At 47.7% G+C, this 13450-nt stretch carries 10 protein-coding genes; 5 read left to right on the top strand and 5 right to left on the bottom strand.

All coding sequences use genetic code 11. From position 1 onward, the window contains the following. Positions 1-22: 22 nt before the first annotated feature. Positions 23-1240 carry a multifunctional CCA addition/repair protein gene (locus QMA41_RS21345; RefSeq protein ID WP_281630561.1) on the bottom strand — a complete coding sequence of 406 codons (1218 nt, stop codon included), beginning with the start codon at positions 1238-1240 and terminating at the stop codon, positions 23-25. Positions 1241-1330: 90 nt separating this feature from the next. On the opposite strand from QMA41_RS21345, the gene QMA41_RS21340 reads away from it, so the two are divergent. Both QMA41_RS21340 and QMA41_RS21335 read left to right on the top strand, forming a co-directional pair. Beyond that, a complete protein-coding gene (locus QMA41_RS21340) occupies positions 1331-2941 on the top strand; it encodes an ExeA family protein (protein ID WP_064489017.1) in 1611 nt (536 codons plus the stop codon). Beyond that, entirely contained in the window at positions 2941-3717 is a 777-nt protein-coding gene (locus tag QMA41_RS21335; RefSeq protein ID WP_006957779.1) for a general secretion pathway protein GspB, read from the top strand. Before QMA41_RS21340 ends, QMA41_RS21335 begins: the two co-directional genes overlap by 1 nt. A 41-nt stretch (positions 3718-3758) precedes the next feature. Here QMA41_RS21335 and QMA41_RS21330 read toward each other — a convergent pair whose 3' ends face one another. The 3 genes from QMA41_RS21330 to QMA41_RS21320 all read right to left on the bottom strand — a co-directional run bounded on the left by QMA41_RS21330 (position 3759) and on the right by QMA41_RS21320 (position 6595). Beyond that, complete coding sequence (locus QMA41_RS21330) at positions 3759-4370, bottom strand: TIGR04211 family SH3 domain-containing protein (RefSeq protein WP_281630560.1); 612 nt, start codon at positions 4368-4370, stop codon at positions 3759-3761. 154 nt (positions 4371-4524) lie between these two features. After that, the gene (locus tag QMA41_RS21325) at positions 4525-5784 is read right to left on the bottom strand and encodes an inorganic phosphate transporter (protein WP_006957777.1); all 1260 of its coding nucleotides are present in this window, start codon (positions 5782-5784) and stop codon (positions 4525-4527) included. 130 nt (positions 5785-5914) lie between these two features. After that, the gene (locus QMA41_RS21320; RefSeq protein ID WP_038163663.1) at positions 5915-6595 is read right to left on the bottom strand and encodes a TIGR00153 family protein; all 681 of its coding nucleotides are present in this window, start codon (positions 6593-6595) and stop codon (positions 5915-5917) included. A 204-nt stretch (positions 6596-6799) separates the two neighbouring features. On the opposite strand from QMA41_RS21320, the gene QMA41_RS21315 reads away from it, so the two are divergent. Further along, entirely contained in the window at positions 6800-8317 is a 1518-nt protein-coding gene (locus QMA41_RS21315) for an inorganic triphosphatase (protein ID WP_038513498.1), read from the top strand. Between the two features lie 31 nt (positions 8318-8348). Here the strand turns inward: QMA41_RS21315 and QMA41_RS21310 are convergent, their stop codons facing one another. After that, positions 8349-9113, bottom strand: a complete 765-nt coding sequence (locus QMA41_RS21310; protein WP_281630559.1) for a potassium channel family protein — start codon at positions 9111-9113, stop codon at positions 8349-8351. Between the two features lie 119 nt (positions 9114-9232). Between QMA41_RS21310 and QMA41_RS21305 the strand changes: the two genes are divergently transcribed. Next, positions 9233-10489 carry a methyl-accepting chemotaxis protein gene (locus tag QMA41_RS21305; RefSeq protein WP_006957773.1) on the top strand — a complete coding sequence of 419 codons (1257 nt, stop codon included), beginning with the start codon at positions 9233-9235 and terminating at the stop codon, positions 10487-10489. Between the two features lie 99 nt (positions 10490-10588). Continuing rightward, positions 10589-13429: a bifunctional [glutamate--ammonia ligase]-adenylyl-L-tyrosine phosphorylase/[glutamate--ammonia-ligase] adenylyltransferase gene (gene glnE / locus QMA41_RS21300; protein WP_281630558.1), complete on the top strand. Its 2841-nt coding sequence runs from the start codon at positions 10589-10591 to the stop codon at positions 13427-13429. The last annotated feature ends 21 nt before the right edge of the window (positions 13430-13450 follow it).

Below are 13450 nucleotides of genomic sequence, written 5' to 3'. Positions count from 1 at the left end.
TACTTCTCTTTGAGTGCAATGCTTAAACTTTTGTTGCCCGAACGGCTTCGATTCGGCGTTTCTCCATTTCTTCTCGGATCGCAGCGCCTTTGAATCCATCTTGTATGATGTCTTGAACGTTAACCGCCAGTGCTGCTTGGTATGCCTGCTCAAAAATACCTTTTTGAGGGTACTCAATATCTTCGAAGCCAGTACGACCGCGGCTGTCAGCCATGCAAGATAACAAGATCTCCTCTAAACGTTCAGGTTTTCGCCATGCATCAAAGCCATTGAGGATTTTGATAATGGTATCGGCTCTAAGCTCTGCTGCTCGGTGGATATTAGAGTGTTGTTCACACACCATTAAGGCAAGATCGCGATATTCATTCGGAATACGAACTCGCTCACACAGTTTCTTGATTATGCTAAGGCCCGTGTGACAGTGCTTCTTATGGCTCGGCCACTCATCTTTTGGTGTCACTCCTTTGCCTAAATCGTGCATCTGCGCGGCAAAGCGTACTCTGTGAGAGGGGCTGAGTAGGGCAGCCTGTTTCGCCACTAAAAGGTTGTGAATACCTGTATCGATTTCCGGGTGCCACTTTTCTGGTTGAGGTACACCAAACAGGCGATCCAGTTCAGGAAGTATCACTTTGAGGGCACCGCAGTCACGCAGGACCGATAGAAAAATCTGTGGATCTTGGGTTGATAGCGATTTGTGCCATTCCTGCCACACACGTTCAGCCGTTAAATGAGTTAGCTCTCCAGACTCGACAATCTGAGCCATTAGCTGTTGAGTTTCTGGGGCGATGGCAAAACCAAGGTGATGCAATTTCGCCGCGAAGCGCGCGACTCTAAGTACGCGAAGAGGATCTTCTGTAAAAGCATCTGAAACGTGGCGAAGAACGCGATCATTGAGATCTTTTTGGCCGCCGTAAGGGTCGATAATCCGACCTTGCTCATTTTCTGCCATTGCATTGATAGTCAGGTCTCGGCGAATCAGGTCCTCTTCAAGGGTGACATCAGGAGCAAAATAACAATCAAAGCCTTTGTAGCCTGAGCCAGTTTTGCGTTCGGTTCTTGCTAGGGCATGCTCTTGCTTGGTTTTAGGGTGTAGAAACACAGGGAAGTCCTTTCCAACAGCAACAAACCCCTGGTCCAGTAATACCTGAGGCGATGCGCCAACCACGACCCAGTCTTGGTCGTAAACGTCGATTTTCAGCAGTTTATCGCGGACTGCACCACCAACCAGAAATATTTGCACAGATGTCTCTCTTAAATTCGGATTTTAGAATTGGCTATTCATGCCAGCAATGGTACTTTTCTTATCGGTAAATTCCCAGAGACGAGAAGTATGTATAAACAACATTTTGGATTCACAGAGCTGCCGTTTTCGATTGTGCCGAATTCTCGTTTCCTGTTCCAAAGCCAAAGGCACAAAGAAGCGCTGTTTCGCTTACAAGCAGGCCTTGGCGAGGGTGGGGGCTTTGCGATGTTGTCTGGTGAAGTTGGTACCGGGAAGACAACCGTTGCACGCGCATTGCTGAAATCACTCGGTACGGATACTCAGCCTGGTCTAATCCTCAACCCTACCTTTTCAAGCATAGAGTTGCTTGAAGCAATCTGCGATGAATTTTCGATTGAGTATCAATCTGGCGCAACGCTCAAACAACTGAATCAGAAGATTCATGAATTTCTGCTCAGTACATATGCGAATGGTATTCAGACTTTGCTGGTCATCGACGAAGCACAGCATTTGTCCGCTGAAGTGCTAGAGCAGTTGCGCTTATTGACTAATCTTGAAACGGACAACCAGAAGCTACTCAAAGTGCTACTTGTTGGCCAACCAGAGTTACAACAGAAATTGCAGATGCCTCAATTGCGCCAGCTAGCGCAGCGTATTACGGGGCGATACCACCTGTTGCCATTGGATAGCAAAGAAACCGCCAGTTATATTCAGTATCGTCTTGAACTGGCGGGTGGCGAAGCGAGTTTGTTCTCAGCTAAGTCGCTCAAGCATATTGCTCTGCAGTCGTTGGGTATTCCACGCCTGATTAATCTGATTTGTGATGCAGCTTTAAAACGAGCTTACAGCATCGGAGAAGCGGTACCGAGCCATTCTAGTGTTGAAGCGGCTTGTGAAGAGGTGATGAGTTTTCAAACCTCGTATCATCAGCCCGCTCAACCAGTGCCTTCATTACCACAGCGTTCTCCACTTGGTATTGCCGCTGCCGTAGGAGCTGTACTGGCTGTCGGTAGTTATTGGTTAGCTCCAATGCTTTTCAGTGCGTCGATTGAAGCGCACCTAAGTGAAGCGTACCCAGCGTCAAATGTGGAAGCGATAGAAAAGGAAGTTTTTCCTGCTGAATTACAATCCACTCTTGCTCGTGCAACGGATTTCCAGCAGGGTATTGCTGAGCTTTATCATGTGTGGGGGCTGAATGCGTCTGTGGCTGAGCGTCTTTGCCAGCAAAGTGACCAAAGTGCGTTCCGTTGTACTCAATCACGCGGCACGCTGAATACGCTCAGACAAGCTAATGTTCCCGTGCTTTTGTCTCTCAGCAAAGACGGCCTGCAAAGTTATGCTGTGCTATATAAGCTCACACAGAATTCTGCTCAGCTCTTGTTAGGAACGGAGCGAATTGAACTGCCTATCTCCAAGCTCAAGGAATTATGGCAGGGGCAATATCACCAGATCTGGCAAGGTTACTGGCATCAGACTTTGAAACCTAATATGTCAGGACATGCGATCGCTGAATTGGATGATCGTTTGTCTAAAGTTCTGGGTGAGCCGGAAAGGGAGTCCGATGTCTATGATCAGGAACTGATGCGTAAGGTTGAGCTTTTCCAGCAATGGCAGGGACTCCATGTGGATGGCATTGCCGGACGAAGAACCTTGCAGCGTCTTGAAAAGTTATCTCAAGAGCATGCCCCTTCGTTAACTGCCTCAGAGGAGAAAGCATAATGTCAAAAGTACTGCAGGCATTAGACCACTCTGAGCAAAACCATCAGACATTTAACGGCGTGAATCATTACCAATCAGTCAATGATGTGCGACCTCGACGGACGGTATCAGGCTGGTTGTTAGCTACGGTTATTGTTGCCCCTGCGTTGGTGACGGGAGCTCTAAGTACATATCAGAGTTACCTCGAGCAACGAGGGCAATGGCAGGCGAGCCATCAAGCGAAACCTCAAGTGCTAGAAGTCCCGTTTGCGTATCAGACTTTGCCTTACCCATCATTTAGCGAGCTTCGTGAAACTTACGAATATGCTAAGGCTGACACTGGTCATATAGAAGTGGCAAGCGAAGAAACTCAACCACCAGTGGTTCAACCTCAAGAACCTGTTCTGCCGCGCGTTCAGCCGCCTGCTCAGTCACAAAACAGTACACTATTGGATGGTTTAGATTTATCTGGCTTATCACCTGAACTGGCTATGCGGGTTGAATCTGCACTGGAATCGAGTGCAAACCCAGAGCCGAAATATGATGACAGTGAGGCGTCCGATCTAGCGATACACAGTCGCCAGTGGCAAGGAAAGCTGCCACCGCTGAATTTCCAGACACACGTTTACTCAAGCAACCCAGACAAACGTTGGGTGAAAGTCAATGGGACCGAATATCGCGAAGGTGACTGGATTAGCAATGACATTCAGTTGCAGCACATTGAACCGCAACGCAGTGCGATTTCATTTAAAGGCTCGGTGATTGAAGTGCCAGCTTTATATGACTGGAAAGGATAATAAAAAAGGTCGCCAAGGCGACCTTTTTTGATGTTCTGTATTTAAGCCCAGCCAGATGGAGAGCGTTTTTTGCGTGGAATAATGTGTGGCAAGAGCAGGCCAAATAGTAATCCAATACCCGCTACACCACCACCGTACATAAAGTACTTCAGTAGTAGGTCATCTTTCTGCGTATCCAGCTTAGCACGTAGATTACGGACTTCTTCTTGTGAGGCTGTCAGTTGTTGACTGATTTCACCGTAGCTCTTCTCAAGGTCGGCAATCTGGCGATTACGGTTTTCTAGTGAATCCGCTAAACCTGCTTTTTCTTGGTCAGCGTTAGAGCGAGCATTGGCAAGCTTTCCTTTAACATCTGCCAGTTCTTTCTCTAGTTTAGGAAGACGAAGCGCCATGCTTTCTTGTCTTGTGACGAAACGGCTTTCTACCCAGCCCTTGCGACCTTTGGCGTCTTCAATCTGGGTGTAGCCAGTATCTCGGTTGGTCGAAAGTTGCTTCACTTTGTCACCGGCATCGACACTGCCAATAATGCGGAATTGGTTGCTAGGACCAGAGTGCATGTAGGTAAATAGCTTATCAGAAATGTATCGGTCTTGAGCCATTGCTGCTGGAACAGCGAGCAGTGATGCTAGAACGAAGCAAACCAGTTTTTTCACGGTAAATCCTTTAACAGTCTTTTGTCTATAACTTGCTAGTGCCAAATAGTAAGTAGTTTCCCCAGTCACTGCAACAAAGAAGGGAGGCTGAGCCTCCCTTTCTGTGGATTTGAGTCAATAATGACAGTGTGTTAACACATCATTGACTTGCTCATCAGATGAACATTGCCTGAATTGCGTAGAAGAACACAACCGCAAGTAGTGCACCTGCTGGCAGGGTCACAATCCAAGATGCAACGATGTTACGTACAACACCTAGGTTCAATGCTGCGATACCGCGAGCAAAACCAACACCTAATACCGCACCAACCAGTGTTTGTGTGGTCGAGATAGGAAGACCAGTACCTGATGCCAGAACAACAGTACACGCTGTTGCTAGCTGAGCTGCGAAACCGCGGCTTGGTGTCAGTTCAGTGATGCCTGTACCAACAGTTGCCATTACTTTGTGACCGAGCGTCGCCAGACCAACAACGATACCGAAACCGCCAAGAGGTAGAATCCACCAAGCGATGGTGCTCTTAGTTGTGATTTCGCCCATGTGTTCAATGGTAGATACAACTGCAGACAGAGGGCCAATCGCGTTAGCAACGTCGTTTGAACCGTGAGCGAATGCCATTGCACATGCTGTGATAACCATAAGTACGCTGAAGATACCTTCTACGCCAGCGAAACCGTGATCATCTTCGCGGCTTGAGAATTTCTTCTGAATGTAGAAGTAACCGCCCGCCATAACCAGTGCAGATACCGCAGCTGCCCACATCCATGCTTCGCCGTCAGAAAGGTGCAGACCAACGTGCTTAAGGCCTTTTTTGATCGTTACCAGCGCAATCACCATGGTAGTGATGAACATGTAGACTGGGACGAAACGTTTAGCGTTGAAGAGTGGTTTCTCGGTATCAAAGATTAAGCGCTGGGCGCTGACGAAAATCACGTACGCAAAGAAACCTGAGATGACTGGAGTAATGATCCAGCTACCTACGATGCCTTGAACTGAGCCCCAATCGACCGCTTCGGTACCCACAGACACACAGGCAAAGCCGATGATGGCACCAATGATCGAGTGAGTAGTTGATACAGGCCAACCCATATAAGAAGCAAGAAGAAGCCATGTACCTGCCGCAAGAAGGGCTGACATCATACCGAAGACAAGAACGTCCGGCTGGCTAGCAAAGAGTGACGTTTCGATTACGCCTTTACGGATAGTGTCGGTTACTTCACCGCCTGCAAGGTATGCCCCCGCAAATTCAAAGATCATCGCGATAATGATCGCTTGTTTTACGGTTAGCGCTTTAGAGCCTACCGATGTACCCATCGCATTGGCCACGTCATTCGCGCCAATACCGATAGCCATCATAAAGCCAAAAACTGCTGCAATAATAATCAGGACAGTGCCGTAGTTCGCAAGGATATCCATCGTAATACCTAGTTGTTGATAACAAGCGGAGCAAATTAGGCACGACAAAACCCCTTCGGCGTCTCATTATTTAACGCCTATCAGGGGAGTGCTATTAAGATGCTCTTCGTTATTTGGTTAACTTATTTGTTTATGAGCGAGACAACATTAGCTCTAGACGCGCACCAACACGTTGCGCCTGATCAGCTATGCCACCTACCCATTCAAGAATCTTATAAAGGAACATTACATCGATCGGATTCAGATCGTTTTCAACCGCCATCAGTTGTTGGCGAAGTTGAATCTGCATCGCGTCAGTATCGTCCTCAATCACATCCAGTTGATGGATCATTTCAGCCACAAGTGTCACTTCGCGGCCTTTAAATCCAGTTTCCAATAACTCATCGAGCTCATTGATGACTTTTTGCGCCTGATTCGCTGCATCGAGACAACGTTTAACATACGCAATGAAGTTTTCTTGGAGAGGCTCTGGGAAAGTCAATTGACGACCGTATACGCGGCCAGCAATATCTTTTGCTAGGTTTGCCAGTTTGTCTTGCTGAGTCAGTAGTTCAAGCATGTCGCTACGATCTACTGGCATAAACAAACCGCGAGGAAGTTTAAGGCGAATTTCGCGCTTAAGTACGTCAGCTTCTTTCTCTAGGTGAGAAATCTGTGCACGAATTTCTGATGCTTTTTCCCAGTCACCCTTTGAACTGACTTCAAAGAAATTCACTAGGTGAGAACAACATTCGTTGACACACACTACGTGGCGCTGCAAAGGCTTAATAGGGGACTTTGCAAATAACCCCATAATTGTATTTACTGGCATGGTCATTCAACCTAATTAATATAACCTAAAAATAACATACACCATTCGTGGTGAAATGTTGAACGATGGCTATAAAGGCGCGCATGTTAACGCATTAAATCCATCATTAAAACTGTTTTAGATCATCATTGCTGCGATATTTCTTTCTTGCCCAGTACGAAAATTGGCAATATCCTGTTTGTATCTGCTTTAAAAGGTATAACTATGGAAACCGAGATAGAACTGAAGTTTTTTGTTTCTCCTGATTTTTCAAATACTTTACGAGATAAAATCTCCCAGACCAAAGTACTTCAGCACAGTTGTCGTGAGCTAGGAAATACCTACTTTGATACTCCCGACAATTGGTTACGTCAGCATGACATTGGCTTAAGAATCCGCCGTTTTGACGATGTGTATGTCCAGACGGTCAAGACGTCCGGACGTGTGGTGGCAGGTTTACACCAACGACCTGAATTCAACGCCGAGCATGACAGCAATGATCCGCTTCTTTCTCTTCACCCATCAGATATCTGGCCGACTGGCAAAGACACTGAAACGCTGCAATCCGAACTTACCCCGCTTTTCTCGACCAACTTCACTCGTGAGCAATGGTTGATCGCCATGCCAGACGGCAGCCAAATCGAAGTCGCTTTCGATCAAGGCAAAGTAGAAGCAGGCGATAAAGAAGACCCTATTTGTGAAGTGGAACTGGAGTTGAAATCAGGCCAAACTGACGCTCTATTTACGCTCGCACGTAGCTTCTCTGAAGAAGGGGGCATGCGCCTTGGTAATCTCAGCAAGGCGGCTAAAGGTTATCGTTTAGCAAGTGGTTACACTGGCGATGACGTCAAACCGCTGGCTTTAGTCAGTACGGACAAACACGACACGGTTGAGTCTTGCTTTATCAATTCTTTGGAGCATGGTTTGTCACACTGGCATTACCACGAGCAAATTTATGTTGAGCGTGAATCGGTAGAAGCTTTGAATGAAATTAAAAGCTCTATCAGTTTTATTCGTCAACTGCTGACGGTATACGGAGGCGTGGTCCCTCGTCGTGCTAGTGCATTAGTACGTCAGGAACTCAAGTGGCTTGAGCAAGAGCTGGAGTGGTTAAATGACTATGACTATTTAGAAGCGTTACTCGACGATAAAGGCCATGCTTTGCGTAAGCTCGATGCGCGTAAGTTTCTGGTCGGTGAGCTGAAATTGGTTCAGGAAGCCTTGCCTGATCGTGAAGAGATGCTGACGTTACTCAATTCCGCCAGATACACGGGTCTTTTGCTTGACCTCAGTCGTTGGATCCTGACCCGGGGCTGGCAGCCATTTCTTGATGACAAAGCGCGCGACAAGATGGCACTAACGGTTGAACCTTTTTCTGTGAAGCAGTTGGATCGCACTTGGGCTGAGTTAATGGAAGCCTTTCCGCCAGAGCGTGCGCTGAACAGTCAGGACTATATTGATCAACAATATCGCCTGATGCGTAACCTTTATACGGGGGTGAGCTTCGCGAGTTTGTTCGATTTTGAAGAGCGCAACAGTTTCCGCCTACCATGGAGCGATTTACTCCACGGCATCGATGATCTACTTAAACTCCGCACGTTGGACAATATGGTCGATAAGCTGGAAGGTGATGAGCAAGAACAGCTTCAGCGCTGGTTGTCTCGCCAAGAGAGCTCCATTCTTCATGCCATGGAGCAGACTCGGATTATCTGTATTGAAGCTGAGCCTTACTGGCAAGACTAAGTCGGTAATAGTGATGTGTGAAACGGGAGCTTTACGGCTCCCGTTTTTTTTCTTCCTGCTGCTCTAATCGGTCGAGACGGCGCAAAATTTCATCTTGCTTTTGTACCAGCTCTAACAATAGTCGCTCTTTGTTTTCCGAACGTTTCGCTTGAACTTCTGTCGGTGAGGTGATCAGCGAAGTGATCAAACCTGAAATCATACCGAAAATGCCAACGCCACAAATGATTAAGCCAGAGGCTAAGATTTTACCAGCGTCCGTGACAGGAAAGTGATCCCCATAGCCCACCGTTGAGATGGTTACCAACGCCCACCACATCGCATCGCCGCCAGTTTGAATATTAGCATCCGGTGATTTGCCCTCAACAAACAGCATCATACTCGAACCAATAGTCAGCAAGACCACCATCAATAACAGAATCGATGCGAGGGTCGTTTCTCGGCGATTTACCAGCAATTGCTTGATGAGGAACTTACTTGAGCGGATGACCAAAATTACGCGCAAGATGTGGAACAGGCGCGCAAAGCGCAACAGCTCAATCATAGGGATACTGGCTATGAAGTCTATCCAATGCCGTTTCATAAATTGCACACGATCTGTTGCGCGGATCAAATCTATGCTCAGTTGAAGGAGAAAGACGCTACAGATAATAAAGTCTAAGCCGATAAGAACCTGACGCGTTTGGCTGCTTAGAGGAAAAAACAGCAGGCCAGAGATCACAAATAACGCCATGAAAGACAGGATTAGTGACAGTAAGCTCATTGGTTTTGTATCAGATTTGATATCATTTCTATTCATACGAGGCTCAAAATAAATACATATTCGCTATCTGGATGATGGTAACGAGCGGTAGTTAACAGTGTCCTGACGGTTATCAGGAATAAAAACAATATATAAGACTTAGCGGAGAACTAACAATGACCAAAATGGCATTTAAGCCATGGGAGCGAGTGATCACGGATATTCGTCTGGTTCCCAAGATGGTGATGTTGATGGTGTTCAGTACCATTCTGATCATCGGCAAGCAATTATGGGATGCGAGCACCTTCTATGACTCTCTTCTCGCCGCTACTCAAAACGCTCAGGTTGCTCAGGAGCACTACGAAGCTTATATGGTACAGGTGGCTTGGCAGACGGCAGCCATGATCGTGGTATTTGTCGTTTTACTCTTGTTTGCCGCACGTATCATGCTGCGCCAGACACAGTATCTTAGTGACTCTATCAAGTTAATGGCGGACCGCAATCTATCGGTACCGATTGAGATGGACTGTAAAGACGAATACGGCGATGTGGCACGCGAGCTGGAAAAGACACGGATGCAACTGCAGGAAATGATCAAGCTGCAAATTGACGCATCACAAGAGCTTGCAGGGCTGACTGAAGTCATGACTATGAGCATGTCAGAAACCAAAGAATCAGCACAAGAAGAGTTTAACGAGATTGATCAACTGGCCACGGCGATGAGTGAAATGTCGTCCACAGTACAGACTGTTGCTGATCACGCACAAAATGCCTCCTCGCTAACGGAGAACGCGTCTGGTCAGGCGGAAAGCGGTCAGCGCTTTGTACAGGGAACAGTGCAGAAAATCAGTGATTTATCGAAAGACATTTCCGCCTCTGCACAAGCCGTCAATCAGGTTGAAGAGAGCGTCGAATCGATTGGCAGTGTGGTTGGTACGATTCAGGGTATTTCCGAGCAGACCAACTTACTGGCACTTAATGCGGCTATCGAAGCAGCACGAGCGGGCGAAGCCGGTCGAGGCTTTGCCGTCGTGGCTGATGAAGTGAGAAACCTTGCGCAGCGTACTCAAGGAGCGACGGTCGAAATTCAGGAAATGATCACTCAGCTGCAATCCAGTGCGAGCTCTGCAGTGGAATTGATGGAGAAGAGTGTTGTTGAGGCAGCTGAGGGAGTTGATTTGGTTACTAATGCTGGGAGCGAGCTGGACGGGATTGTTGCTCAGGTTAATCAAATCAACGACATGAACTTCCAGATTGCGACGGCAGCGGGTCAGCAAAGCAGCGTCGCAGAAGAGATGAATCAGAATTTGACGAACGTACGTGAGCTGGTGGAAGCATCGGTGACTGTGGTATCTGAATTGCTCGAAACCTCGGAAATCATGCAGAAAAATGCTGAAGCTCTGGATGCCAAGATCACATCCTTTAAAGTCTGATCGCCAGAATAGTACGAATAAGCGCCCACTCATTGTTAGTGGGCGTTTTTTATTGGTATAAAATCCCTATCAACGAATTTATCGACCCAAGGAAGAACCATGCAATTGCCCACTAGTCTTGCTTCTGTTTCCCAGGTTGCTCTGGAGTCCTTACTGCAACATCAGGCTATTCAAGAGTGGCCTGACTCTTACCGTGAGGAGCTCAGTTATGTGGCCGGATTGAGTCAGTTTATTGTCGATACCGTGCAGCAAGATGAGTATTTGCATCAACACTTGCCAGAGATGTTGGAGGCAGAGTCTCGACACGAAACATATCGACAGCGTCTGGCAGAATTATTGGCCGGATGTAGCGATGAAATGCAGGGTCACCGAGTACTCAGACAGTTTCGTAATCGAGAGATGACATACATTGCATGGCGTGACTTCATAGGTAATTGGAAGCTTGAGCAAAGCCTAGAGCATCTGTCTCAGTTGGCAGAAGCAATGATTTTCGAAACCTATCAGTGGCAGTACAAAGCGTGTTGTGAGCTGTGGGGCACGCCATGCAATGATGCAGGCGAGGCGCAGCCTATGCTGGTTATTGGCATGGGCAAACTGGGTGGTGGTGAGCTGAACTTCTCTTCGGATATAGATCTTATCTTCACTTATCCAGAGAACGGTGAGACTCAAGGTGCTCGTCGTAGCATTGCCAATGCTCAGTTTTTCACTCGTCTAGGGCAACGCATCATCAAAGCGCTCGACCAGCAGACCTTTGATGGTTTCTGCTATCGCGTTGACATGCGCTTACGTCCATTTGGTGACAGCGGTCCATTGGTGATGAGCTACGCAGCTCTCGAAGATTACTATCAGGAGCAGGGGCGTGACTGGGAGCGCTACGCGATGATTAAAGCGCGAGTGATGGGGCGTGAAATGTACCCGCAGTATCAAGAGCTGCGTCAGATGCTGCGCCCGTTTGTGTTCCGTCGCTACATAGACTTCAGTGCTATTCAGTCCCTGAGGCGTATGAAGTCGATGATTAGTAGCGAAGTGCGTCGACGTGGTTTAAGCAACAACATTAAGCTAGGCGCGGGTGGCATTCGTGAAATTGAGTTTATCGCACAGGTATTCCAGTTGATTCGTGGTGGCCGTGAGCCGAATCTGCGCCAACGCGGGTTGTTGATGACCCTCGACGCGATTGAAGAGTTGGAGCAGTTGACCAGTGAAGAGGTTAATAACCTTAAGATGTCGTATAAATTCCTGCGCCGGTTAGAGAACCTGTTGCAGGCAATGGCCGACAAGCAAACGCAAACACTGCCTGAATGTGAGAATGAACAATTGCAACTCGCTGTTGCAATGGGGTATCCAGATTGGACCTCGTTAATCGAACAAGTGCGTCAACATATGCACAACGTCCATCAAGTATTCAATAATCTTATCGGCGATGAGGAAGAAGAGTGTTCAGAAGTCGCCAAGCACTTCCATGAACTATGGGACATGGCGGAAAAGCCCGACGTAATTGAAGCGGTTCTAGAACAGGACATTGGCACTACTGAGGCCGCTGAGATGGCGTCGACCATCATTCAGTTTAAGAAAGACTTAGCCAAGAAAACGCTGGGCCCAAGAGGCCGGGAAGTGCTCAACCGCTTAATGCCGAAGATATTCGCGGCTATATATTCTCATCAGGATGCCAAATTTGGTTTACCTCGCGTCCTGCATTTACTACATAAGATTGTGACCCGAACAACTTATCTGGAATTGCTGGATGAGCACCCAGCGGCACTGACACAACTGGTTCGCCTTTGCACGGCCAGTCCAATGATTTCAGAGCAACTTGGGCGTTATCCAATTCTGCTTGATGAGCTGATTGATCCTCAGCAGTTGTACAACCCCGTGCCATTGGAAAGCTACCGCACTGAACTGCGTGATTTCCTCGCTCGTATCCCAGAAGACGATATGGAGCAACAGATGGAAGCACTGCGTCAGTTCAAGCAGATCTGCATTTTGCGTATCGCTGCTGCAGACATTGCAGGGGTTCTGCCTGTCATGAAAGTTAGTGACCACCTAACTTACCTCGCTGAAGCGATTGTTGAGTCTGTGGTGAATCAAGCGTGGCTGCAAATGGCGGAGAAATATGGCGAGCCGACGCACCTAAAAGACAGAGAGGGCCGAGGCTTTGCTGTGATTGGTTACGGCAAAGTGGGCGGCTGGGAGCTGGGGTACAACTCAGATCTGGATATCGTCTTTATGCATGACTGCCCAGTTCATGCTTATACCGACGGCAAAAAAGAGATTGATGGCCGCCAGTTTTACTTACGTTTGGCACAGCGCATCATCCATATATTCTCAACGAGAACGGCATCAGGCATCTTGTACGAGGCGGATACTCGCTTACGCCCTTCAGGGGCTTCGGGCTTGCTAGTGAGTCCGGCAGATGCCTTTGATGAATACCAGCACAATGAAGCCTGGACATGGGAACACCAAGCGTTAGTGAGGGCTCGGATGATCTACGGCGATCAACCTCTACAACAGGCATTTTCTCAAACAAGGCATGATATTTTGAGTTTGGCGCGAGAGGAATCAAAGCTCAAAACGGATGTGGCTGAGATGCGGGTGAAAATGCGTGAACACCTTGGTGGGAAAAAGTCAGGCCGTTTTATGCTCAAACAAGACCCTGGTGGTATTACCGATGTGGAATTTCTTGCGCAGTATCTGGTCTTAAGATTTAGTCATGAAAAGCCTAAGCTGACTCGATGGAGTGATAACGTCCGAATCTTTGAATCCATGATGGCACAAGGCATTCTGGATGAAGCCCCTGCGATGGCATTGACTCAGGCATACACAACGATGCGCGATCAAATTCATCATCGCAATTTACTCAATCTTGATGCGGATGTGGCTGAAGAAAAACTGACCAAAGAGCGAGAGCTGGTTAAAGCGCTTTGGCATGAGTGGCTAGAATAGGTTTAGGGTCCTTATCCCCTG

This window comes from Vibrio sp. St2, from assembly GCF_947311885.1.
In the GTDB taxonomy this organism is placed as follows: Bacteria; Pseudomonadota; Gammaproteobacteria; order Enterobacterales; family Vibrionaceae; genus Vibrio; species Vibrio coralliilyticus.
Note: the sequence above shows the minus strand (reverse complement) of the source record. Positions and strands in the feature narration are given on the sequence as shown.

Excerpts from the sequence above, each read along its gene's own strand:
- QMA41_RS21315 (WP_038513498.1), top strand. The coding sequence starts at position 6,800 with ATGGAAACCGAGATAGAACTGAAGTTTTTTGTTTCTCCTGATTTTTCA.
- QMA41_RS21305 (WP_006957773.1), top strand. The coding sequence starts at position 9,233 with ATGACCAAAATGGCATTTAAGCCATGGGAGCGAGTGATCACGGATATT.
- QMA41_RS21325 (WP_006957777.1), bottom strand. The coding sequence starts at position 5,784 with ATGGATATCCTTGCGAACTACGGCACTGTCCTGATTATTATTGCAGCA.
- QMA41_RS21310 (WP_281630559.1), bottom strand. The coding sequence starts at position 9,113 with ATGAATAGAAATGATATCAAATCTGATACAAAACCAATGAGCTTACTG.
- QMA41_RS21335 (WP_006957779.1), top strand. The coding sequence starts at position 2,941 with ATGTCAAAAGTACTGCAGGCATTAGACCACTCTGAGCAAAACCATCAG.
- QMA41_RS21320 (WP_038163663.1), bottom strand. The coding sequence starts at position 6,595 with ATGCCAGTAAATACAATTATGGGGTTATTTGCAAAGTCCCCTATTAAG.
- glnE (WP_281630558.1), top strand. The coding sequence starts at position 10,589 with ATGCAATTGCCCACTAGTCTTGCTTCTGTTTCCCAGGTTGCTCTGGAG.
- QMA41_RS21340 (WP_064489017.1), top strand. The coding sequence starts at position 1,331 with ATGTATAAACAACATTTTGGATTCACAGAGCTGCCGTTTTCGATTGTG.